Origin of the sequence: Actinomadura sp. 1N219 (assembly GCF_044326405.1) — a bacterium.
In the GTDB taxonomy this organism is placed as follows: Bacteria; Actinomycetota; Actinomycetes; order Streptosporangiales; family Streptosporangiaceae; genus Spirillospora.
Map to the genome: position 1 here is coordinate 563174 of NZ_JBIRAY010000002.1, position 23386 is coordinate 586559.

Annotated in this window: 19 protein-coding genes; 4 read left to right on the plus strand and 15 right to left on the minus strand. The window is 70.0% G+C overall.

The genetic code is table 11. The annotated features are described in order from the left end of the window. Nucleotides 1-90 precede the first annotated feature (90 nt). The 3 genes from pyrH to rpsB form a co-directional block, all read right to left on the minus strand. Nucleotides 91-831: a UMP kinase gene (gene pyrH / locus ACH35V_RS11360; protein ID WP_131970185.1), complete on the minus strand. Its 741-nt coding sequence runs from the start codon at nt 829-831 to the stop codon at nt 91-93. Between the two features lie 326 nt (nt 832-1157). Further along, nucleotides 1158-1994 carry a translation elongation factor Ts gene (gene tsf / locus ACH35V_RS11365; RefSeq protein ID WP_395971848.1) on the minus strand — a complete coding sequence of 279 codons (837 nt, stop codon included), beginning with the start codon at nt 1992-1994 and terminating at the stop codon, nt 1158-1160. 84 nt (nt 1995-2078) lie between these two features. Next, a complete protein-coding gene (gene rpsB / locus ACH35V_RS11370) occupies nt 2079-3155 on the minus strand; it encodes a 30S ribosomal protein S2 (RefSeq protein ID WP_395971850.1) in 1077 nt (358 codons plus the stop codon). A 385-nt stretch (nt 3156-3540) separates the two neighbouring features. On the opposite strand from rpsB, the gene ACH35V_RS11375 reads away from it, so the two are divergent. Continuing rightward, the gene (locus ACH35V_RS11375) at nt 3541-4254 is read left to right on the plus strand and encodes a murein hydrolase activator EnvC family protein (protein ID WP_395971852.1); all 714 of its coding nucleotides are present in this window, start codon (nt 3541-3543) and stop codon (nt 4252-4254) included. A 452-nt stretch (nt 4255-4706) separates the two neighbouring features. Here the strand turns inward: ACH35V_RS11375 and ACH35V_RS11380 are convergent, their stop codons facing one another. Then, complete coding sequence (locus tag ACH35V_RS11380; RefSeq protein ID WP_395971853.1) at nt 4707-5783, minus strand: LLM class flavin-dependent oxidoreductase; 1077 nt, start codon at nt 5781-5783, stop codon at nt 4707-4709. Between the two features lie 572 nt (nt 5784-6355). Continuing rightward, nucleotides 6356-7267: a tyrosine recombinase XerC gene (locus ACH35V_RS11385; RefSeq protein ID WP_395971855.1), complete on the minus strand. Its 912-nt coding sequence runs from the start codon at nt 7265-7267 to the stop codon at nt 6356-6358. A gap of 155 nt (nt 7268-7422) precedes the next feature. On the opposite strand from ACH35V_RS11385, the gene ACH35V_RS11390 reads away from it, so the two are divergent. From ACH35V_RS11390 to dprA, 3 genes are read left to right on the plus strand one after another with little or no spacing between them, the layout of a single operon-like run. Further along, entirely contained in the window at nt 7423-7776 is a 354-nt protein-coding gene (locus tag ACH35V_RS11390; protein WP_395971856.1) for a YraN family protein, read from the plus strand. Then, entirely contained in the window at nt 7776-9329 is a 1554-nt protein-coding gene (locus ACH35V_RS11395; RefSeq protein ID WP_395971857.1) for a YifB family Mg chelatase-like AAA ATPase, read from the plus strand. Before ACH35V_RS11390 ends, ACH35V_RS11395 begins: the two co-directional genes overlap by 1 nt. After that, a complete protein-coding gene (gene dprA, locus ACH35V_RS11400; RefSeq protein WP_395971858.1) occupies nt 9326-10519 on the plus strand; it encodes a DNA-processing protein DprA in 1194 nt (397 codons plus the stop codon). The genes ACH35V_RS11395 and dprA overlap by 4 nt, the downstream gene beginning before the upstream one ends. Nucleotides 10520-11344: 825 nt before the next feature. Here the strand turns inward: dprA and ACH35V_RS11405 are convergent. From ACH35V_RS11405 to ACH35V_RS11450, 10 genes are all read right to left on the minus strand, one after another. Next, a complete protein-coding gene (locus ACH35V_RS11405) occupies nt 11345-11659 on the minus strand; it encodes a DUF2469 domain-containing protein (RefSeq protein WP_328352814.1) in 315 nt (104 codons plus the stop codon). Beyond that, entirely contained in the window at nt 11656-12381 is a 726-nt protein-coding gene (locus ACH35V_RS11410) for a ribonuclease HII (RefSeq protein ID WP_395971860.1), read from the minus strand. Before ACH35V_RS11410 ends, ACH35V_RS11405 begins: the two co-directional genes overlap by 4 nt. A gap of 973 nt (nt 12382-13354) precedes the next feature. Then, nucleotides 13355-14257: a signal peptidase I gene (gene lepB / locus ACH35V_RS11415; protein WP_395971861.1), complete on the minus strand. Its 903-nt coding sequence runs from the start codon at nt 14255-14257 to the stop codon at nt 13355-13357. Between the two features lie 198 nt (nt 14258-14455). Further along, nucleotides 14456-14806 carry a 50S ribosomal protein L19 gene (gene rplS / locus ACH35V_RS11420; RefSeq protein WP_089312872.1) on the minus strand — a complete coding sequence of 117 codons (351 nt, stop codon included), beginning with the start codon at nt 14804-14806 and terminating at the stop codon, nt 14456-14458. Nucleotides 14807-14924: 118 nt separating this feature from the next. Continuing rightward, nucleotides 14925-15806 carry a tRNA (guanosine(37)-N1)-methyltransferase TrmD gene (gene trmD, locus ACH35V_RS11425; RefSeq protein ID WP_395971862.1) on the minus strand — a complete coding sequence of 294 codons (882 nt, stop codon included), beginning with the start codon at nt 15804-15806 and terminating at the stop codon, nt 14925-14927. Further along, complete coding sequence (gene rimM, locus ACH35V_RS11430; RefSeq protein ID WP_395971863.1) at nt 15803-16315, minus strand: ribosome maturation factor RimM; 513 nt, start codon at nt 16313-16315, stop codon at nt 15803-15805. The genes trmD and rimM overlap by 4 nt, the downstream gene beginning before the upstream one ends. An 11-nt stretch (nt 16316-16326) precedes the next feature. Next, on the minus strand, nt 16327-16569 hold the full coding sequence (locus ACH35V_RS11435; protein WP_021598307.1) for an RNA-binding protein: 243 nt from the start codon (nt 16567-16569) through the stop codon (nt 16327-16329). 1 nt (nt 16570) lies between these two features. Next, entirely contained in the window at nt 16571-17065 is a 495-nt protein-coding gene (rpsP, locus tag ACH35V_RS11440; protein ID WP_395971865.1) for a 30S ribosomal protein S16, read from the minus strand. Between the two features lie 701 nt (nt 17066-17766). Then, on the minus strand, nt 17767-19356 hold the full coding sequence (gene ffh / locus ACH35V_RS11445) for a signal recognition particle protein (RefSeq protein WP_395971866.1): 1590 nt from the start codon (nt 19354-19356) through the stop codon (nt 17767-17769). A 405-nt stretch (nt 19357-19761) separates the two neighbouring features. Further along, nucleotides 19762-23385: a [protein-PII] uridylyltransferase gene (locus ACH35V_RS11450; protein ID WP_395971867.1), complete on the minus strand. Its 3624-nt coding sequence runs from the start codon at nt 23383-23385 to the stop codon at nt 19762-19764. Nucleotide 23386: the final 1 nt, after the last annotated feature.

Below are 23386 nucleotides of genomic sequence, written 5' to 3' on the forward strand. Positions count from 1 at the left end.
TGTGACTCCCATGTCATCTGGTCGGGCCCTGGTCGTGCGGTTCCGCGATACGTTCCGTACCGCGTCCCGCATGCGGGTTCCGGGCTGCGGTCAGCCTTCCGCCGGGCTGACCAGCGTGCCGATCTTCTCACCCCGGACGGCCCGGACGATGTTGCCCTGCCCCATGAGGTCGAAGACCACGATGGGCAGCGCGTTGTCCATGCAGAGGCTGATGGCCGTGGCGTCCATGACCTTCAGACCCCGCTGTAGAACTTCACCGTAATCCAAACGGTCGAACTTGACCGCGTCTGGATTCTTTCGTGGGTCGGCATCGTAGACGCCGTCCACCTGTGTGGCCTTCAGTACGGCCTCGGCACCGATCTCCAGCGCGCGCTGGGCGGCGGTGGTGTCGGTGGAGAAGAACGGCTGCCCGAGGCCTGCGCCGAAGATGACGACGCGGCCCTTTTCCAGGTGCCGGATGGCGCGGCGCGGGATGTACGGCTCGGCCACCTGGCTCATGGTGATGGCCGTCTGCACGCGGGTGTCCAGGCCGAGTTTCTCCAGGAAGTCCTGCAGGGCCAGGCAGTTGATGACGGTGCCGATCATCCCCATGTAGTCGGCGCGTCCGCGGTCCATTCCGCGCTCGGCCATGACCGCGCCGCGGAACATGTTGCCGCCGCCGCAGACGACCGCGACCTGAACGCCGTCCCGCACGGCCTCGGCGATGGCCTCCGCGACATGCTGGACGATCTCGGGATCGATGCCCAGTGGGTCGCGTCCTGCGAAAGCCTCACCGGAGAGCTTCAGCAGTACCCGTTTCCATCCGGCGCGTGGCGCGTGCTGGTCGGGCATATGCGGATCCGCCTCGTGCCGACCGGTCCCACCGTCGCCGGACGTGTTTCCATCGGACGGCTTCCGTCCCGAAGCGTTTCCCCTGGACGAGTTACCACCCGACGAGTGGCCGCTGGACGACGAGCCTCGACTCGACGGATTCCGGCCCGACGAAGCGTTCCGGCCGGACGCGCCTCGGTCGGTGCCACCCCGATCGGCGACGTCCCCATCTGCGACGTCCTGATCGGACGACGAGGCCGCCGTCGCGCTAGTGGTCGTCTTGTCCGGCACGTCGGCGGCCTCCTCGTAGGTACGTGTTCTCTCGGGTGTCTCTCTCCAGAGTGCCCCTAAGCCTGCCCGACCTTGAACCGGGCGAAGCGGACGACCTTCACGCCGGCCTCGTCGAGGACCTTCGCGATCGTCTTCTTGCCGTCCTTCACGAATGCCTGCTCGACCAGCACGAAGTCGCGGAAGTAGGCGTTCACGCGGCCCTCGACGATCTTCGGGATGGCCTGCTCGGGCTTGCCCTCGTCGCGGGTGAGCTGCTCGGCGAGCGCCCGCTCCTTCTCGACCGCCTCGGCGGGGATCTCCTCGCGGGTGAGGTACTTGGGGGCCATCGCCGCGATCTGCTGGGCGATGTCCTTGGCGACCTCGGGGTTCTCCGCGTCCAGCTCGACCAGCACGCCGTTGGTCGGCGGCAGGGACGGGTCGGACTTGTGCAGGTAGCTGGCCACATAGGCGCCCTGGAAGTGGGCGAAGCGGCGCAGCTCCAGCTTCTCGCCGATCTTGGCGCTGTTCTCCTCGATCAGGGCCTGGACGGTCTTGCCCGGCTCGATCTCGGCGGTCAGCAGGGCCGGCACGTCGGCGACGCCGCTGCTCGCGGCGAACTCGACCAGGCGGTTCGCCAGCTGGATGAACTGCTCGTTCTTGGCGACGAAGTCGGTCTCGCAGTTGAGCTCCAGGAGCGCCCCGTCGCCGGAGTTCGCGAAGTACTCGGCGACCAGGCCGTTGGCGGCGGTGCGCTCGGCGCGCTTGCCGACGTCCTTGGCGCCCTTGAGACGCAGCAGCTCCGTGGCCTTCTCGAAGTCGCCGTCCGCCTCGGTGAGGGCGTTCTTCACGGCCATCATGCCGGAGCCGGTCAGGTCGCGTAGCCGCTTGACGTCAGCGGCGGTGAAGTTAGCCATCGCTCTCTTCGTTTCTCTCGTCGTTGGTCGTAGGACCCGCGACGGTCCCGGCGGCGCCCGTGCGGGGCCGCCGGGACCGCGGGATCAAGCCTGCTCGGCCTCGGCGGGCTTCGGGGCGTCCTCGGCCTCGGCCTCGGTGCTCGCGGCGGGCTCCGCAGGAGCCTCGGCCTCTGCGGGAGCCTCTTCCGACGCCTCCGCCGGGGCCTCAGCCGGGGCCGGGGCCTCCTCTGCCGGGGCTGCGGCCTCCTCTGCCGGGGCTGCGGCCTCCGCGGGCGCCTCGGTCTCGGCGGGCGCCTCACTCTCGGCGGGCGTCTCGGTCTCGGCCGGGGCAGCGGCCTCGGCCGGGGCAGCGGCGGACGCCTCTGCGGCGCCCTCGTCCGGCTTCAGCAGGTCGCGTTCCCACTCGGCCAGCGGCTCGTCCGCCGCGGCCGCGCCCTCGGCGGGCTTCTCGTCCCCACCGGTGGCGCCCGCGCGCGCGATGAGGCCGTCGGCCACGGAGTCGGCGACGACGCGGGTCAGCAGGCTGACGCTGCGGATGGCGTCGTCGTTCCCTGGGACGGGGTAGTCGACCTCGTCGGGGTCGCAGTTCGTGTCCAGGATCGCCACTACCGGGATACCGAGCTTCTTGGCCTCGTTGACCGCGATGTGCTCCTTCTTGGTGTCCACGATCCAGATGGCGCTCGGGACCTTCGCCATGTCGCGGATACCGCCGAGGGTGCGCTCCAGCTTGTCCTTCTCACGGCGCAGACCCAAAAGCTCCTTCTTGGTCATGCCGGAGCCGGCCACGTCGTCGTAGTTGATCTCCTCCAGCTCCTTGAGCCGGGTGAGCCGCTTGTGGACGGTGGAGAAGTTGGTGAGCATGCCGCCCAGCCAACGCTGGTTGACGTAGGGCATGCCGACCCTGGTGGCCTGCTCGGCGATGGACTCCTGGGCCTGCTTCTTGGTGCCGACGAACAGGATCGTCCCGCCGTGGGCGACCGTTGCCTTGACGAACTCGAAGGCCCGGTCGATGTAGGACAGGGACTGCTGCAGGTCGATGATGTAGATGCCGTTGCGCTCGGTGAGGATGAAGCGCTTCATCTTCGGGTTCCACCGGCGGGTCTGGTGGCCGAAGTGGACGCCGCTCTCGAGGAGCTGCCGCATGGTGACGACGGGTGCCATTGCCCGTGTTCTCCTTCTCTGGCCCTGTCGGGCCGCATTTGGTTGTACGCCTGCGCCCGGGTGTCGTCCCACCGTCGCCGTTGCGACGGACCGAGGGACGGCGCCCCACCATGTCTGCGGTGGCATGCGGACGCGTGAAATCAGCCGCCGGGATACCCCAGGCGGCTGTGACCCGTTCCCGGGTCTGTGACCTCTCCGCTCAAGACGGCTTCTCGCTGTTCCGCCCTGAAGCGGATCAACGACGGCCCGGCCCTGGCCTGTGCCCCCTCGGACACGACTACAGATTATCAGGGCCCGGACGCGTCCGGGAATCAATGGCCCGCCGGTTATCCACAGTTCGCCGACTCTCTCGAACTCGGTGCGCCGGGGCGGCAGGCTTCGGTGCATGACCTTGCTGACGGTGCTCCTCACCTGCATGATCACTGCCGGGACGCCTGTCCTGGACGCCTGGAAGCCGGGCCTGGACGCCTGGCGGTGGCCCTTAGGGCCGCCGGCTCCGAAGGTCGTCCGGAGCTTCAGCCCGCCCCCGTCCCCGTGGGGCCCCGGCCACCGCGGCGTCGATCTCGCGGGACGGCCGGGGCAGCCCGTCTACGCCGCCGGTCCGGGACGCATCGCCTACGCCGACCGTCTGGCCGGACGCGGGGTGGTCGCCATCGATCACGGCGTCCTGCGGACCACGTACCTGCCCGTCCGTCCCAGCATCGGCGTTGGACGCCGAGTCACGTCGGGCACCCGGATCGGCACTCTGGAGGACGGCCGCCACTGCCCGGCACCGTGCCTGCACTGGGGACTGCTGCGCGGCCCCCTCTATCTGGATCCGCTCAGCCTGATCCAACGCCGGATACGGCTGCTCCCCCACTGGGAACGTCCCTCACCTAGCCAGAGCCAACACGTCCCTGTGCCAGCACCCGAGCCAAGGACCGTCCTGCGTGACGCCACCACGGCGACTGGTGGAGCGCTGACCGGCATGGTGCTGGCCTTCACTCTCGCCTTCGCCTGGCGCCGCACCCGCGTCCGCTTCCGCCTACACCGCCGCCGCCGTCCACCGCCGGGCGTCATCAACCTGTCCCAAGAACGCCGGCTACGCCGCACTCCCTAACCCCAAAGGCCTGCCGCCCCCGGGGCGGCAGGCCACCCGCCCCACCCCCACACGCCCAAAGCCCCCCACCGCACACCACCAACCGCCCGGCGCTAAGCCCCGCTGTCCATCCCGGTCCAAACGTCGCACGCGCCCATCACACCCCACGCAAACCCCACACCACGCCCGTCACGCCCCACACCACGCCCGTCACGTCCCGCGCAAACCTCACGCCACGCCCGTCACGTCCCACGCCCACCGACACGCCACACATCACCCAGCCCACGCCCATCCCGCGCGCCACGCGACGCCCGAGCACGCCGCCCACGCCCACTCGCGTCCAAACCCACCCACGGCCGACGCTTTCGGCGAACCGCTTCGTGTGCAGAGCCGTGTACGGCTAGACGTGCAGAGCTGATCAGCGAGATCCCATTACCGTTCTGTCTCATTCGTCAGAACGGTTTCGGGTCCCCTCAGGTGAGCAATTTGGCTAGCCGGGCCATCTCGTTGGGTGGGTCGATCACCGGCTGGATGAGCAGTTCGTCGATGCCGGCTTGTTGCAGGGTGGTGATGCGGGCGCGGAGGTCGTCGTGGGTGCCGACCAAGGCCAGTGTGTTCATCAGCGAGGGCAGAATCAGGTCACGGTCCTGTGGTGCGATGCGTCCGAGGTAGTTGGGGTAGAGCTTGGTGTGCCGGTCGGGTGCGGTGGCGGTGGTGCCGCGCCGGTCCAGCAGTCGCCGCACCGCCTCGCGTTCGGCTGGGCCGAGCTGGTCGACGAAGGCGGGTGTGTCGGCGGCGGTGTCGGCGGCGAAGGCCAGCAGCGACAGGACGAGGTGGCCGGTCGCGTCCCGGGCCGCGTCGCTGTCGGGGTCCTCGTCCTCATCGAGAATGTGCACCGCGGTGACCACATAGGAGTCCGCCCGAGGTTCGGAGCGGGAATCAGGGTCGTGGGATGTCCCGCCGGCGGCGTTACGGCGGGCGTCGTGTAGCGCGTGCCAGGCGGTGGGGTCCAGCAGGCCGAAGGAGATCAGACCGGTGCCGCAGCGGCCGGCGACAGCGGCGGCCTTCGGCCCCAGCGCCGCCACGACGAACTCGATCGGGTCGGACGTGTTCGCCTGCTCCCCGGCATGCAGGAAACGAACCTCGCGAACCCGGTCACCTTCCCGGTACTCGATGGTGCGTCCAGCGCATAGGCCCTGCAATGCGGCAGTGAACGTCTCCACCGTGGCCGCCGTGGTCGGCCGCATGCCCAGCGTGCGCCGAGCGGTGTTTCCAGTCCCGACCCCGCAAATGATCCGGCCCGGTGCCAGCGCGTTGAGACTGGCGATTCCACTCGCGGCGGCCGGCGCCGAGCGCAGCGCCGGTGAGGTCACGCCGATGCCAAGCCTGATGCGGCTGGTGGCCTTAGCGCACAGACTCAAGGCGACGAAGGCGTCGCCGTGGACCATCGGGGTGTCGTTGACCCAGAAACTGTGCAGGCCCAACCTCTCGGCCTGTACGGCGAGGTCCTCCACACCGGGCTGCGCGGCGACCACGACGCCTGCACGCATCGGAAACCTCCAAGCTACGAGGATCGCAACACGCTCAGCTTGACAGCTCACCGGCTCTGCACATGTACCCGTTCTCAGCTCTGCACTTCCAGGGGAGCTCCGCACTTCCAGGAGTACGCCGACACACGCCTACCATCCACGCTGCACACCACCCACCACGCCCACCGTGCCCGCCCGTGCCCGCCCGTGCCCGCCCGCACCCGCCGTGCCCGTCCGCGCACATCGTGCCGTCCGCGTCCCTCGCATATCCCACGTCACGCGCAAGACCCGCCTCGCTCTGCGCCCGCGGTCACATGGATACCTGCGGCGCCCAGCAACACCCGTAATTCCGGCCCGTCACCGGGCCTTTCATCAGCACGCCCCGGTGGCGTGCCCGCCACCGCGCCGCATGGGGCGGCAGCGTTCGGAGACGGGGCAGTCCCCGGCGACCACCGCCCACACTGGTGCAGTGGTGGCACCAATCAGGCCCCACCTCGCGGTGGGAGGCCTTGTATCTAATTCGCTGTGCGCTGTGAAGGCATAGTTCACAGCGCAGCATCAGCGGGGCTCGGCCGTTTGTCCTTGGTCTGGGCCTAGTCGGGTTGCGCTCCGCGTGGGTGGGCTTGGCGGTGGACCTGTTTGAGCCGTTCAGCCGACACATGGGTGTAGAGCTGAGTCGTCTGCAGGGAGGCATGGCCGAGGATCTCCTGGACGCTCCGCAGGTCCGCTCCGCCTTCGAGTAGGTGCGTGGCGGCGCTGTGGCGGAGGCCATGGGGGCTCATGTCGGTTACCTGGCCGACCTCGGAGATCCGGGCGTGGACGATGCGGCGTGCGCTCGTCGGGTGGAGGCGTCCCCCGCGGGCGCCTAGGAAAAGTGCGGGGCCGCTGACATCGGTCACTAGGGCAGGGCGTCCCGCGCGCAGCCAGTCCTGGACGGCCCGGGCCGCTGGTTCCCCTACGGGGACGGTTCGTTCGCGCCCGCCCTTGCCCATGACCCGGACCGTGCCGCGACCGGTTTCCAGGTCGTCGATGTCGAGACCGCACAATTCACTGACCCGGACGCCCGTCGCATAGAGCATTTCGAGCACGGCCAGGTCGCGAAGCCCCATTGGGCCTTGGGTGTCCATCGTGTCCAGGAGGCGCGCTGCCTCGTCCCGTGTGAGGACTTCGGGGAGATCGCGCTGACGCTTGGGCGTGCCGAGTAGCAGCCCTGGATCGTCCGAGAGTTGGCCACGCCGGTGCAGATGCCGGGTGAATGCGCGGACGGCGGCTGTGCGGCGGGCCAGGGTGGCGCGAGAGCGGCCCAGTGCGTGTTGACGGGCGAGCCATGCACGCAGAAGGGAGACGTCGAGCTCGGCCGGTTCTGTTACGCCGATGTCCGTGGCATAGCCGATCAGGTCGTTCAGGTCACCGAGGTATGCGCGCAGCGTGTGCGGTGAGACGTCGCGTTCGGCGCGCAGGTGGCGGCCGAAGTCGGAGACGGCGTCTTCCAGCGCTTTGGTCACAGCGTCACGCTGCGCCAACAGCCGGGCCGACGCAAGCACCGGACCCCGGTTTGCGGCGAATCGCCGGAGACGTTCTCCGAAGTTATCCACAGGTCGTGAATTCTCGGCGACACAACGTCACGGCCCGGCATCGTCGAGGACTGGAGGTGAGGCCCGTGAAAGCCCACATCAGCCTCGGCCGGCGCGGTGAGGACGCCGCCGTCGACTACCTGGTCAAGCTCGGCTGGACGATTCTCGACCGCAACTGGCGGTGCCGCGAAGGCGAACTCGACATCATCGCCCACGACGGCCGGAGCCACGTCGTCTGCGAGGTGAAGACGCGCGGCTCGTCCCGCTTCGGAGACCCGGTCGAGGCGATCACCGCGGACAAGGCGGCCCGGTTACGGCGGTTGGCCTGGCGGTGGGCCGCCGCGCACGGCGTGAGCGGCACGCACGTGCGGGTGGACGTCCTCGGCCTGGTCACCGACGGCGGCGGCTTCTCGGTCGACCACCTGCGGGAGGTGTGCTGATGACGCTCGCGAAGACGCGCTCTGTCTCCCTCGTCGGGGTGGACGGCTGCGTGGTCGACGTAGAGGCCGCCATCACCAGCGGCGTCCCCGGCCTCCACCTGGTCGGCCTCCCGGACACGGCGCTCAGCGAGGCCCGCGACCGCGTCCGCGCCGCGATCTTCAATTCCGGTGAGGACTGGCCCAATCGCCATGTCACGGTGTCGCTGTGCCCGGCGAGCATGCCGAAGAAGGGCTCTACCTTCGATGTCGCTATAGCAATTTCGCTGCTCGCGGCCGCGGAGGTCGTCCCGGCGCGGGCCTGCGCCGACCTGGTCCTGATCGGCGAACTCGGCCTGGACGGCCGTTTACGGCCAATCCAGGGGGTGCTCCCGGCCGTGCTGGCGGCCGCCAACCAGGGGTGCCGGACGGTCGTCGTCCCACGCGCGAACGCCGCAGAAGCGGAACTCGTCCCGGGCATGAAGGTGGTGCCCGCGAGCACACTGCGCAGCCTCCTGTGCCTTCTGCGCGACGAACCGCCCCCCGTCGAGGAGGACGAGGACGACGGCAGATCCTTCCCCGCCGACGGGCTCGCCATCCGGCAGCAGGACATCCCGCCCGATCTCGACCTGGCCGACGTCCGCGGACAGGCGGAGGCCCGCCGGGCCCTGGAGATCAGCGCAGCGGGCGGCCATCATCTTTTCTTCGCAGGGCCTCCCGGCTGCGGAAAGACGATGCTGGCGGAACGGCTCCCCACGCTGATGCCGCCGCTGGAACCCGACATCGCCCTGGAGGTCACGGCGATCCACTCCGTCGCGGGAACACTGCGCCCAGGCCAGCCGCTCATCACCCAGCCGCCGTTCTACGCGCCGCATCACACCGCCTCGCGCGCCTCGATGGTCGGCGGCGGCTCGGGCCGCGTCCTTCAGCCGGGGGCCGTGTCGCTCGCCCACAGGGGGATTCTTTTTCTGGACGAAGCTCCGGAGTTCTTCGGCGGAACGCTGGACGCGCTTCGCCAGCCGCTCGAAGAAGGCGAGGTGAGGATCAGCAGGATCGAAGGCATGGCGCACTTCCCGGCGCGGTTCACACTCGTCCTGGCGGCGAATCCGTGCCCGTGCGCCGCGGCCAAGCAGATCGACTGTTCCTGCGCTCCCGGCACGCGCCGCAAATACGCGTCCCGTCTGTCCGGCCCGCTCCTCGATCGCATCGACCTCAAGCTCGAACTGACACCGGCCAGCCGGGCCGAACTCCGCTACGACCTGGAGTTCGCCGAGTCCAGCAAGGTGGTGGCCGAACGCGTTCTGCTCGCCAGGGAACGGACGGTCAGACGCCTGGCCGGAACCCCGTGGCGCTGCAACTCCGAGATCCCCGGCCCGGAACTGCGCCGCCGCTTCACGCCTTCCGCAGAGGCGATGGAAGGCGCCGACGAAGCCCTGCAGAGGGGCGCGCTAAGTGCGCGCGGACTCGACCGCATCCTGCGCGTCGCGTGGACGATCGCAGATCTGACCGGCCACGACGAACCAGGCCCGGACGACGTCGGCGGCGCACTCACCCTGTGGTCCGCGGGGCGCCAATGAGCGACGAACGTACCGCCCGCGCCACCCTCACCGCGGTCGCCGAGCCCGGCGACGCCTTCCTCAACCGGATCATCGACTACTCCGGCCCCCAGCAGGCACTCGAATCGATCCGCACCGGTCGGCTCCCCGACGACGTGCCCGCCGACATGAAGGAGATCAAGCGTCTCGAAAACTGGCGGATCCGCCTGATCGCCGCCGAACCGGACCAGGACATGGCCGTCTGCGCCCAGTTCCGCGGCCGTCTCATCTGCCCGGGAGACCCCGAATGGCCGACGACGCTGGACGATCTCGGGAGCGGCCGCCCCTACGCGCTGTGGCTGCGCGGCCCCGGCGACCTCCGGTACAGCTGCTTGCGCTCTGTCGCCGTCGTCGGCTCCCGCGCCGCATCTCCCTACGGCATGCGGGCCGCGGCCGACTTCGCGTCCGAGCTGGCGGACGCGGGCTGGACGGTGATCTCCGGCGGCGCCCTGGGCATCGACGCGGCCGCTCACCGGGGCGCCCTCGCCGCCGACGGCCCCACCGTCGCCGTCCTCGCCAACGGCGTCGACGTTCCGTACCCGGCGTCCAACGAAAGTCTTTTCGCGGAGATCGCCCGGCGTTCCCTCCTGGTGAGCGAGTCACCGCCGGGCACTCATCCGCACCGCCTCCGGTTCCTCGTCCGCAACCGGGTGATCGCCGCACTGACCCGGGGCACGGTCGTCGTGGAGGCCGAGGCCCGCAGCGGCGCCCTCAACACCGCGACCTGGGCGTCCAAGCTCGGCCGCATGGTCATGGCGGTGCCCGGCCCGATCACCAGCCGCTCGTCGGTCGGCTGCCACCGGCTCCTGCGCGAGGACGGCGCCACCCTCATCACCCGAACCGAGGAGATCATCGAAGCCGTCGGACGTCTCGGCGCCGATCTCGCCCCGCCGCGACACAGCCCCGTCCTGCCCCGTGACCGGCTGGAGCCGGTCACCCGAGCCGTCCTGGAGGCGTTCCCGGCCCGCGGCGCGGCCGGTCCCGCGCAGCTCGCCGTCAACGCGGGCGTCGACCTGACAACGATCAACGCGAAGCTGGGACTCCTGGCCGCCGCCGGCTTCGTCGAACGCACCTCCTCGGGCTGGCGCCTGACCAAGACAGGTAAATCCCCCAGGGGCCTGACTGACAGTGACTCCCAGCCTCCGGCAACTCTCCAACAGGAGCCCGAATGACCCACGCAGACCACGGCTGCCGGGTGGCTAGCGCCGTCCTTCCACTGTCAGTGGATCAAGCCGCCCGGCACCCGCCGCGACGCCCGCACCCGTTGATCCCAGAGCGGACGACGACGTTCATCAAAGCCTCACGACAGCCGATGGGCTCACGACATAGGCAAACGCACGCCGCATACAGACTCAAGGCAACCGACAGGTGGGGAATCGACCAACAGCCACCGCGGCGCACCTGCCCGCAGCGCTCGATCCGCCGCAGAGTCACCCTCACCGCGGCCCGTCACCTCTCGCCGCCCCATCGCATCACGGCCCGTCCGAAACTCACGGCCCGTTCGAAACTCACGGCTCAAGGCGGACGAGGAGTCACTTGGCGAATGAGGTGACCCCGAGCCGACTTCACGAATCTCAGCGCCCCGCCCCACGCAGACCTTGGCACCGTGCTGAGCCCGTCACGACACTGAGCCGTCGCAGACGGAAGCAAACCGCTCCCCTGCCCACGAGCACCGGCACCGCGTCGACAGCTCCGGCAGTCCACCCTGCTGAAGATCAGAAACCGCTCCCGCCTACGAGCACCGGCAGCCCTGCTACGACGACGTCGTTCGGCGGAGGCCTGCTTCTCGGTGCTTCGCCAGCGGATCACCGAGCCGGAGGAACGCCCAAGCGCTGCCTCGCCGGGGACATGGCACATGCAGCGATCACCTCGGCCGCGAACCGAACCTTGATCGTCACCGAGTCCATCACAAGCATCCGTTCGACGGCGAGAAGCCACCTGACCTGGCTGTGTGAGTCACAAGCCGACGCTACGGGGCCAACCTGAAAGGAGCCGCCTCACTGGTCCGAGGGGAGCTCGAAGTCGCTCTTGGCGAGTTCTTCGACGTTGACGTCCTTGAACGTGACGACACGCACGTTCTTGACGAAGCGGGCAGGACGGTACATGTCCCAAACCCAGGCGTCCTGCATCGTCACCTCGAAGAAGACTTCGCCGTTGTCGACGCTGCGCACCTGAAGGTCGACGGAGTTGGTGAGATAGAACCTGCGCTCGGTCTCGACGACATAGGTGAAGAGCCCGAGAACGTCGCGGTACTCGCGATAGAGCTGCAGCTCCATCTCGGTCTCGTACTTCTCGAGATCCTCGGCGCTCACGCTCGTGCCCCTTCCGTGCAGCCCTCGCCGGGGACCTCCCCTTCGGTCTCCTCCACCAAGGCCACCTCTCCATTGTTACGCAAGGCACGCCCCACATTGACGTAGGAGAACCGATGCTCTGGACAGGGTCCGTGCGCGTTGAGCGCCTTGCCGTGCGCGCGGGTCACATATCCCTTGTGAAGGTCGAATCCGTACTCCGGGTACCGCTCGTGGAGGGCCACCATGATCCGGTCTCGGGTGACCTTCGCGACGATGGACGCCGCGGCCACGCACGCCGCCGCCTGGTCCCCTTTGATCATCGCGAGTCCGGGGACGTCCAGGCCGGGGACCGGGAAGCCGTCGCTGAGCACGTAGGCGGGCCGCTTGTCCAGGGCGGCGAGGGCCCGCCGCATCCCGGCGACGTTGCAGCGATGGAGACCGATCCGATCGATGTCATGGCACGGGATGATGACCGCGCTCCATGCGTACGCGCGCTCGGTGACCTCGGCGTACAGCTCCTCGCGTCGCGCCGGAGTGAGCAGCTTGGAGTCGGTGAGGCCGTCGATCTTTCCCCGTCCGCCCTGAAGGATCACGGCGGCGACGACCAGCGGCCCCGCGCACGCGCCGCGCCCCGCCTCGTCGACGCCGGCGACCGGGCTCAGCCCCGCATGCTCCAAGGCACGCTCGAAGGCGTGCAGCCCCGCGTCACGGCGCGGCGTGAAACGAAGTGGACGACCCTTCATGCTCCGCAGCGTACGTCCCCGCGCCCCTCCGCCGCTCCCTGAACGCCGCCGTTCCCACCATGTCCCTGATCACCCGTCGGGCAGCCCGATCCGGCCCACGAAAACCACACGACCACCGTCCTGAAGGTCGGACATTGCGGGTGCCGACCCTCACCCACGTCAGCGCGCCGACACCACATCTCCCCCGGGCCCAAGATCGCTGGCTCTCGAGACCGACCCACCGCCACGTCGACTCCGGAATGACTGCGATGTCTCGCTCACGCTGCCAATACCACCCACGAGTGCGTGGGCCCACATCCGTGCCTATCCCGCCACCAGGCCCTCGTCCCATCCCCAGCCGACCAACGAACGGACACACACGAACGAGCACACACGGAGCGCACGGACAAGCGCGGACAAGTGCACGATGGCGTAAGGCCCTGGAGGTCACCCCAGAGAAGGCCGTTGACTAGCTGATCGTGCATGGGACCCCGGCCTACTGCCACGGCCCCTGGGGTCGGATCATGGCTCGCGCGTGGGCGCTGCCACGGGACGGTGGCAGTTTCGCGTTCCCGTCTGGGAACACCTGGCCGTGTGTGTCCACTTGGCCCGGAGCGTGTGCGGCGTCGGCTCATCCCTTGGGGCGAAGGCCATCTAAGGGCGGCATCAATGCCTGGAACGGGCCAGAACCCTGGCGGAATTCGCGTCCACGACCAATCCCCGGAGAGAGCCTGCTTGCGCCAACCCAGACCGCATCCAATTGATTCGACCAGACCACCGCGAGATCATCTTTGCGCACTTCGAGTTTGGAGTTCGGCGGCGAATATCGCCGTGTCCAGGCGCACGTCCCTGCTGGCTGACGCCGGTTCGGTGCGATTGGCGGGTGAGAGCGGCGGCGGCCCGAGATCTTGGGTTGGTGTCGCCTCGAGGCCGGTGGTGGTGGGGATGGCCCGGTCGTTTGTCTTTCGGGTGCTGGTGGCCGTGGGGAGCGGGGTCAGGTTGCCCTTAGGCGGCGGCGTTTCAGGAGGTAGGCGAGCGGGAGGGTGGCGATGACGCCCAGGGCGTAGGGGGTGGCGGGGATCGCGGCGGCCAGCGCGTTCTGTTTGAAGGTGTCGGGAATCGGGAGGGTGGTCATGCGGTCCAGCGGCCAGACGATGACGAAGGCTCGGCCGATGACGCGGTCGATCGGGATGGTGCCGCCGCCGGGGTCGCCCCGATGGGAGCGGGAGTCGTAGGAGAGTTCACGATGGTCGCCCATGACCCACAGCTGGCCCGGCTTGACGGTGACGTCGAAGGGCTCGTTGGACGGTTTGTTCCGCTCGTGCGTGATCGGGTCGGTGAAGAGGTAGGTGTCCTCGTCCAGCGGGACGCCGTTGACCGTGACGCGGCCCTTGGCGTCGCAGCATTTGACGCGGTCGCCGGGGATGCCGATGACGCGCTTGATGTAGTCCTTCTCGTTGGGAGCGACGCCGAAGGCGGTGCCGACGGCGCGCAGCGCCCGGGAGACGGGGTTGCCGGGTTCCTCGACCTGGATCTCCGGGTCCCAGGAGTCGAGGCCGTTGAAGACGATGACGTCGCCGCGGGCGATGTCGCGGGTGTGGTAGACGATCTTGTTGACGAGGACGCGATCGCCGACCTGGAGGGTGTTCTCCATGGACCCGGACGGAATGTAGAAGGCCTGGACCGCGAACGCCTTGATCACGAGGGCCAGCACGACGGCGACCACGATGAGGACGGGGAGCTCTTTCCAGAACGAGCCCTGCTTCTTCTTTTTGCGCTTGCCGTCGTCGTCGGAGCCGTCGACCGTCTCCTCGGCCGAGTCAAAGGGCTCCTTCTCTTCGGGCACCGCGCCCTCGGCCTCGGATCGCACGTCTCTCCGATCGTCCTCGTCAGTCATCAGAGCGAAAGCCTAGCGGCGCAGGGCCCCGCGGACGCCGCCCGTGGGCGTGTCGCCAGGGAGCAGGTCGGCCATTTCCATCCGAAACTGGCAACGCCCCGGTCACCGTTACAGGTTCCCGGGGCGCTGTCATTCATTGGCTCAGATCGGCCCTGTTCATCCTTGGCGATCGAATGGGTCGCTGGCTCAGTGGCGGACTCAGTGGTCGCGCTTCTCCTTGATGCGCGCGGCCTTGCCGCGGAGGTTGCGCAGGTAGTAGAGCTTCGCGCGGCGGACGTCGCCGCGGGTGACGACCTCGATCTTGTCGATGGAGGGGCTGTTGATCGGGAACGTCCGCTCGACGCCGACGCTGTAGCTGACCTTGCGGACGGTGAAGGTCTCGCGGGCGCCGCCGCCCTGCCGCCGGATCACCACGCCCTGGAAGACCTGGATACGGCTCCGGTTGCCCTCAGTGACACGCACGTGCACCTTCAGCGTGTCGCCCGGACGGAAGTCCGGGACGTCGGCGCGCATCGCGGCCTTCTCGATCTCCTGGATCAGGGTGTGCATGGCAGCGGTTCCTCATGGTCGAACGCGGGCGTCGAGAGGCCCCGGTGGATCTTTCGTGGGGGCGTCGCGCCGCGGAAAGTGGTCGTGGGGTGCCGTGCGATCTGGACGCACGGACGCTCTAGTCTGCCATATCTTCGCCGTCAACCGGAAAACCGGCCTCGCGGAGGACGGCGCGGTCCCGTTCGTCGAGGTCTTTCGGGGCGAGCCGGGCGAGCAGGTCGGGACGGTGCCGCGCGGTGCGGCGAATCGCCTCGTCGCGCCGCCACCGGGCGATCGCGCCGTGGTGGCCCGACAGGAGGATGTCCGGGACGGGCCGTTCCCGCCAGACGGGGGGCTTGGTGTACACGGGGCCCTCCAGGAGCGACTCCATGGCGCCGGGCGCGAACGAGTCGTCGGCGACCGAGTCGGCGTTGCCGAGGACGCCGGGCAGGAGACGTCCGATCGCCTCGATCATGACCAGTACGGCGACCTCTCCGCCGGCGAGCACGAAGTCGCCGAGGCTGACCTCGTCCACGGGCATCCGCGTGCGGGCCTCGTCGACGACGCGTGAGTCGATGCCTTCGTAGCGTCCGCAGGCGAAGAGGAGCCACGGTTCGGACTCGTACTGCGCTGCGAGAGCCTGCGTGAACGGCCGCCCGCTCGGCGTGGGGATGATCAGCCGCGGCACCGTTCCAGAGGCCGCGGCCTGGCCCGCGCCGGAAACGGGGCGGGACGCGCTCGCAGATGGCAGTGGGGTTGGCTCGCTCACAGGTGGTGTTGGGGGTGGGGGGGTGGGGGGGACGATGGCGTCGAGTGCTTCGCCCCATGGTTCTGGCTTCATGACCATGCCGGGGCCGCCGCCGTACGGGGTGTCGTCCACGGTGCGGTGGCGGTCGTGGGTCCAGCCGCGCAGGTCGTGGACGTGGACGTCCAGGAGTCCGGTTCGCCGGGCCTTGCCGAGGAGGGAGATGTCGAGGGCGGCGAAGTACTCCGGGAAGATCGTGACGATGTCGATTCTCATGACTCGCCGAGCAGGCCGGGGGGCGGGTCGATGACGAGCCGCCCCCCGGGAACGTCCACCTCGGGGACGAGCGCGGTCACGAAGGGGACCAGCGTCTCCCCGCCGGGGCCGTTCACGACCAGGAGGTCCTGGCCGTGGTGCAGGACGTCGGAGACCCGGCCGACGTCGGCGCCCTCCGCGGTGACGACGGCGAGCCCGATGAGCTCCCGGTCGTGGAAGTCGTCCGGGTCTGCGGACGGGGCGATCTCACCGGGGTCGACGACGAGCCATGTGCCGCGGAGTTCTTCGGCGGCGTCGCGGTCGCCGATCCCGGCGAAGCGCACGAGCAGGCGTCCCGAATGCCAGCGAACGCGCTCGACGGCGAGCGGGCCGGCGGCCGCGGGGTCGGTGACGATCTCCGTGCCCGCGGCGAACCGGATGTCCGGCTCGTCCGTGCGGACGTCAATGGTGACCTCACCGCGGACCCCGTGCGGCCGTCCGATCCGTCCCACCACGAGCGGTTCGCTCATCGGGACACCACTCAGCGGACCTCGTTGACGTCGAGGAGGTCAACGCGCACGTAGCGGCCCCCGGAGAGGGCGCTGATCACCGTGCGGAGGGCTTTGGCGGTGCGTCCGCTGCGGCCGATGACCTTTCCGAGGTCCTCGGGGTGCACTCGCACCTCCAGGACCCGGCCGCCCCTGATCCGGCGGGCGCGGACCCGGACGTCGTCCGGGTTCTCCACGATCCCGCGGACCAGGTGCTCGAGCGCTTCTTCGAGCACGTCAGCCCTCGCTCTTAGCTTCGGTCGTCTCGGTGGCCTTCGCCTCAGTCTTCGCCTCGGACTTCGGCTCGGACTTCTTCGCCTCGGACTTCTTCGGCTCGGCCTTCTTCTTGCCCCGGCCCGTCGTCGCGGCTCCGGCGGCCGCGTCGTCGCCCAGCGACTCCTTGACGGCGGCCTCGAACGCGGCCTTCTTGTCGGGCTTCGGCTCGGCGACCCTGAGGGTGCCCTCGGCGCCCGGCTCGCCCTTGAACTTCTGCCAGTCGCCGGTGATCTTCAGCAGGTTGAGGACGGGCTCGGTCGGCTGCGCGCCGACGCCGAGCCAGTACTGCGCCCGCTCCGAGTCGATCTTGATGAGCGACGGCTCCTGCTTGGGCTGGTAGAGCCCGATCTCCTCGATGGCGCGCCCGTCACGCTTGGTGCGGGCGTCGGCAACGACGATCCGGTACTGCGGGTTCCGGATCTTCCCCAGACGCTTGAGCTTGATCTTGACTGCCACGGGTGTGGTGTACTCCAGACTTAATAACAGGGTGGACGACCCGTGCCAGGTGGGGAACACCGGCTCACGGCCGCCCGAGGACTCCGGTCGCCGAGGACGAGAGAGGGCGCCTGGCGACTCCGGGGTTTCCAGCCTGTCATTCTGCCAGACGATCCGCGGAAACGCGCAATCGCGCGAAGTCGTGTTGCCCGACCGCGGGCTCGGCCGTCGAGCGACCCCCGGTGCCTGCGGGAACTGATCAGGCGGCGAGCCGAACCAGGCAGGCGGCGACCCGCAGCGATGCGATGATCGCCGTCCCGCCATTGCTGTGAGGTGACCAGCGCGTTCGGCCGACGGTCACCCCCATCGCCCCGAAATACCAGGGCGTCCAAGGCCCGGCCCGATAGCGCGACAAAGCCGACTGCGACAGCGCCGCAGCCACTCCGGGAGCAAGCAACTGCAGTAGCCACGGCGACGTACGCCATCACTAGACCCTGCGGGATATCGCACTTCGACTCGCAGGGCGCAGCGGGTCACGCACTGATCGCCGTTTCCGGCCGGCGGGGGAAAGCTGCTCAGCGTCCGGCCTCGACAGCATTGCGCACGTCGACGGCATTGGGCAGCGCGTCTTGCGCAGCATGTCTTGCGCAGCACGTCTTGCGTTGATCGCTGCGTTCGCGTGGAGGCGGACGCCAGAGAACGGCATCGGCCCGAACGGGTGCCTACTTCTTCTTTCGGCTCTGGAGTTTGTCCAGGTCGGGCATCTGGAAGCCGGGCGGAAGCTGACCGCCGAGGCCGGGCGGGAGGCCAGGTGCGCTGCCGGGACTGCCGCCGAGCCCGGGGGGAAGGCCCTGGGGCGTCGCGCCGCCGGCCGCGGGCTGCTGATCCTGGCTTCCCTTGCCGCCGCCGGCGCGCTTGCGCGGGTCGCCGCTGCGCTGCTTGCCCTTCTTCTTGGACGCCTTCGCGGCCTTGGTCTTCCTGCGTCCGCCGGGCATTCCGGGCAGGCCCATCCCGCCCGCCATCTGGCGCATCATCTTCTGCGCGTCGAAGAACCTGGTGACGAGGCTGTTGACCTCGCCGACGCTGACACCGGAGCCGCCCGCGATGCGCGCCCGCCGCGAACCATTGATGATCTTCGGCTGGGCGCGTTCCTGCGGGGTCATCGAGCGGATGATCGCGGCGATCCGGTCCAGATCCTTGTCGTCGATCTGGTTGACCTGCTCCCTGACCTGCCCCATTCCGGGCATCATGCCGAGGAGGTTGCCGATCGGGCCGAGCTTGCGGATCATCATCATCTGCTCGAGGAAGTCCTCGAGGGTGAAGTCCTCGCCCGAGGCGAACTTGCTGGACATCTTCTCGGCCTGCTCGGCGTCGAACGCCTGCTCGGCCTGCTCGATCAGGGTGAGGATGTCGCCCATGTCGAGGATGCGGCCCGCCATGCGGTCCGGGTGGAAGACGCTGAAGTCCTCGAGCTTCTCGCCCGTCGAGGCGAACATGATCGGACGTCCGGTCACATGCCGGACGGACAGCGCCGCACCGCCCCGCGCGTCGCCGTCGAGCTTGGTGAGGACGACGCCGTCGAAGCCGACGCCGTCCATGAACGCCTGCGCGGTGTTGACCGCGTCCTGGCCGACCATCGCGTCGACGACGAACAGCACGTCGTCGGGCTTGACGGCGTCGCGGATGTCGATGGCCTGCTGCATCATCTCGGCGTCGACGCCGAGACGTCCCGCGGTGTCGATGACGACGACATCGTGCTGGGCCTGCTTGGCCTGCTCGATGGACCGGCGCGACACGTCCACCGGGTCGCCGACGCCGCTGCCCGGCTCCGGCGCGAACACGGGCACCCCGGCCCGCTCGCCGACGACCTGCAACTGCTGGACGGCGTTGGGACGCTGCAGGTCGGCGGCCACGAGCATCGGCGCGTGGCCCTCCTGCTTCAGCCACCGGGCCAGCTTGCCCGCGAGCGTCGTCTTACCGGCGCCCTGCAGACCCGCGAGCATGATCACGGTCGGCGGGTTCTTGGCCAGCCTGATCCGGCGCGTCTCGCCGCCGAGGATGTTGATGAGCTCCTCGTTGACGATCTTGACGACCTGCTGCGCCGGGTTCAGCGCCTGCGAGACCTCCGAGCCCCGCGCCCGCTCCTTGACCTGAGCGATGAAGTCCTTGACCACGGGCAGCGCGACGTCCGCCTCGAGCAGCGCGATCCGGATCTCGCGGGCGGTGGCGTTGATGTCGGCCTCGGAGAGCCGGCCCTTGCTGCGCAGCGACGAGAAGACCGTCGTCAACCGGTCGGAGAGCGTCTCGAACACGTGTCTGGACCGTCCTTAAAGCTTCTGGGATCGCCTATCAGCGTATCGGGTCACCGGCCGAGCCCTGCCCCTCTCGCCGGGACCGTTCTCAACGGCCGCTCGTCCGTCCAGCCCCATGCCACCCCCGGGCACCTCTGCTGACACAGGCGCAGCAGAACGCCTCGGCTGTAGGCCGGCAAGCCTTGCAGCGCCAGGAAATCGTGAATCTGGCCTGGAGCGGCCGTCCCTGGGGAGCGGCAGCTCCTTCGCTCGAGGAGCTCAGCGGGCCAGTCAGCCGTGGGCAGCAGACACACCGGGGAGCCGGGAGCGACGCATGAAGCCGCCCTGCTACAACATGCAAAAACCGGTCCAGGGAAGAACTTCCACGCAGTGGGGCAACGGACTCTGGCAGTGGACGGATGAAGATCAGCGGAGGGCTTCCAGGACCTGGGAGCGGACGGTTGCGAGAGCTGCGGGGTCGTCCAAGGGGCGTCCCTCTGCGTCCACCACGTAGAAGACGTCCACGGCCTCGGCACCCAGCGTGTCGACCTGGGCGGCGCGAACCTGCAGGCCGCATGCGCCCAATGCCTGTCCGATGCGCCAGAGAAGCCCCGGCCGGTCATGGGCGCGAACCTCGACGACGGTGGCCGTGCGGGACGCGTCGTCCACGATCATCACCCGCGGCGGGGCCACGGCCACGCCGGGTCGCACACGGATGGACCGCTCCCGCCGCTCAAGTCGGTCGGCGACATCGAGCCGGTCGGCGAGCATCCGGCGAAGGTCGGCCTCCAGGGCCGCCGGATCCGGGGGCGTCCCGAACTCGGGCACAGCGGTGAAGTCAAGCACGGCCGTCACCTGCGACTCCCCCACCGAACTGCCCGAACGCGACCCGTCGCCAAACACATCCGCAAGCACAGACGCCGTCCCACCAACGGACGCGCCTCCGTCAGCCGACGCGATCTCACCAGCCGACGTGACCCCGCCGCTCGCCGCGCCCCCACAGGCCGATGCAGACCCGCCAGCCGCCGCCACCCGATTGCCCGACATGGTCCCGCCGACCGACGCCGTCCCACCGGTGGACGCAGGCCCGCCGGTCGACGCCGCCCCGCTGCCCGACGCGGACCTAACTGCCGACGCGGAGCCACCAACCGACGCAGGCTCCCCGACCGACGCGGGACCGCCGACCGACGCCGCCCCGCCAGTCGACGCAGGCCCGCCCCTCGACGCCGTCTCGCTGGCCGATGCGGGCCTACCGGCCGAAACGGGCCCGCCGTCCGATGCGGGCCCGCCAGCCGACGCCGTCTCGCTCGCCGACGCCGTCTCGCCAGTCGGGGCAGAGCCATCGGTCCATGCGATCTCGCCCGCGGACGCGGCTGTGTCGGCGGACGCGGGCCCGGAGTCGCCGACGGACGCGGTCCACTCGGCGGACGGGGCGCGCGTTGTTCCGGCGGAGTTGGACGGTGGTTCCGAGGTACTCACATGTCCAGACAGGGGCGCGCCGCTTGCCGGAAGGCCTGCCGTGCTGGCCCCGAATGCCACGGCGTCGCTCTCTGCGGGCATCGCCCTTGCGTGGAGCCCAGCCATGCCATCGGTGGACGTCACAGCTGCAGACGCCGTTCCAGCAGCGGCCGACCCTGACGGCTCTCGATGGCTGAGGGGCATGGCCTCCCGCCCAGCGGACGGCTCGGGTGTCATTTCGGTGTTGCTGGGCGGTGCGTTCGCCGTGCCTACATGCCCGGGTGAGGTCGCGCCGCTCGGCGGAAGGCCGGTCGGGCGGGACTTGGCTGGCACGTCGTCGCGCCCCGCTGACGGGGCCCTGGCGTGGAGCGGAGCAGCTTCGTTGGCGGGCGGGGTGGGATGCGTTTCGGTGGCGGTGGGCGGTGAAGTGCCCACGTGGCCGGGTGAGGTCGTGCCGCTCGGCGGAAGGTCGGTCGGGCGGGGCTTGGATGGTGCGTCGTCGCGTCCCGTCGACGGGGCCCTGGTGTGGTGCGGAGCCGCTTCGTTGGCGGGCGGGGTGGGATGCGTTTCGGTGGCGGTGGGCGGTGGTGTGCCTGCGTGGCCGGGTGAGGTCGTGGCGTTCGGTGGGGGGGTGGTTGTGTTGGGCTTGGGTGGTGTGTCGTCGTTGGTGGGTGTTGTGGGGGTCGGGGCTGCCTGTGTGGGTGGGGTGGGCGGCTGTGGTGGTTCTTGGGTGGTGGGGGGTGGGGAGGAGATTGTGCGGGCTGTTTTCACGGCCAGGCGGTGTAGGGCTAGGACGCCGGCGGCGCGCCAGAGGAGGCCGGGGCGGTCGGGGGCGGCGATGGTGATGCGGGAGCCGGTGATGCGGACGGCGGCGCCGTCGTGGCGGGCTAGGGCTACCTGTTCGGGGGGTAGGGCGGGGGCGGGGCGGGAGCCGCCGGACAGGGCGGCGGCGGCGCGGCGGGCGAGGTCGGCGACTAGGCCGGACTTCCAGGCGCCCCAGGCGGCGGGGCCGGTGGCGTTGCCGTCGGCGATCGCGAGTGCGGCGAGGAGGTCGAGGATCTCGCGTTCGCGACCGGGCACTGTGGAGACTGCGGCGGTGACCGTCTGCACGGTCATCGGGTCGTCGATGTCGCGGCGGGTGGCGGTCTCGGGCAGGAGCAGGTGGTGGCGGACGAGCGTTTCCAGCACGCGGACGTCGTCCTCGGGGAAGCCGAGGTCGGTGCCGAGGTCGCGGGTGATGGCGGCGCCCGTGGTGGAGTGGTCGCCGGGACGGCCCTTGCCGATGTCGTGCAGGAGGGCGCCGACGAGGAGGAGATCGGGGCGGGCGACCTCGCGGGTGAGGGCTGCGGCGCCGGTGGCGGTTTCCACGAGGTGGCGGTCCACGGTGAAGCGGTGGACGGGGTTGTGCTGCGGACGGTTGCGGACGCGTTCCCATTCGGGCAGCAGCCGGACGATCAGCCCGGCCTGGTCGAGCGCCTCCCAGACGGCGATGGCGGTGGGGCCGGCGCCGAGCAGGGAGACGAGGGCGTCGCGGGCGGGGGCGGGCCAGGGGGTGCGCGGCAGGGCGGCGTGCTCGGCGAGCCGGGCGACCGTGGCGGGCGCCAGCGGCAGGCCCGCGTGCGCGGCGGCAGCGGCGACGCGGAGGACGAGCGCGGGATCGTTCAGGTCGGCGTTCCGTGCGAGGACGACCTCGCCGTCGTGGTCGACGGCGCCGTCGCCGACGGGACGCCGCTCGACGCCGCGCCGGGACCTGGTGAGGCGGTCGGCGCGGCGCCACGTGTGCGAGGCCGCGTAGGTGATCGTGCGGGCGGCCTCCGAGATCGAGCGTTGCAGGACGTCCGCGCCGGTCAGGCCGAGGGCACGGGCGACCGCGTCCTGCTCCTGAAGGACGAGGCGGTCCGTGGACCGGCCCGTGACCTCGTGCAACGCATGCCGGACGTCGAGCAGCAGGTCATGGGCCGCCCGGACCCGGGCATCAGGGCCTGACGCCACCCAGGACGCGGCGACGGCGTGCAGGATGTGGACGTCGCGCAGCCCGCCGTGCGCCTCCTTGAGGTCGGGTTCCAGGAGAAAGGCCAGCTCACCCTGCGTCTCCCAGCGTTCGCGGCACATCTCCGACAGTTCGGGCAGGCGGGCGGGGGCGTCCGCCCGCCAGTCGGTGAGGACGGCGGTGCGCAGTTCGTCCGCGAGGGCGCGGTCGCCCGCGAGCCGGCGCGCCGACAGGAGGCCGAGGGCGGCCTTCATGTCGCCGCGCGCGACCGTCCGGGCCTCGTGGACGGTGCGGACGGAGTGGTCGAGCCGCAGCCCGGAGTCCCAGATCGGGTACCAGACTCGGTCGGCGATCTCGGCGATCCCGGCGCGGCCTCGATGCAGGAGGACGAGATCGAGGTCGCCGCCGGGTGTCAGTTCACGCCGGGCGTGGCTGCCGACCGCGATGAGGGCGACGTCCTCGGGGATCGGGCGGGCCGGATCGGGGGTCAGGAGGGATTGCAGCCATCGGTCCAGCTCGGCGGCCCGTTCGGCCCGGGCCGCCGCGAGGGCGGCCCGGGCCGTTTCGGCTGCGTCCAGTCCCGCTTGCCGTCCTGGGGTCATC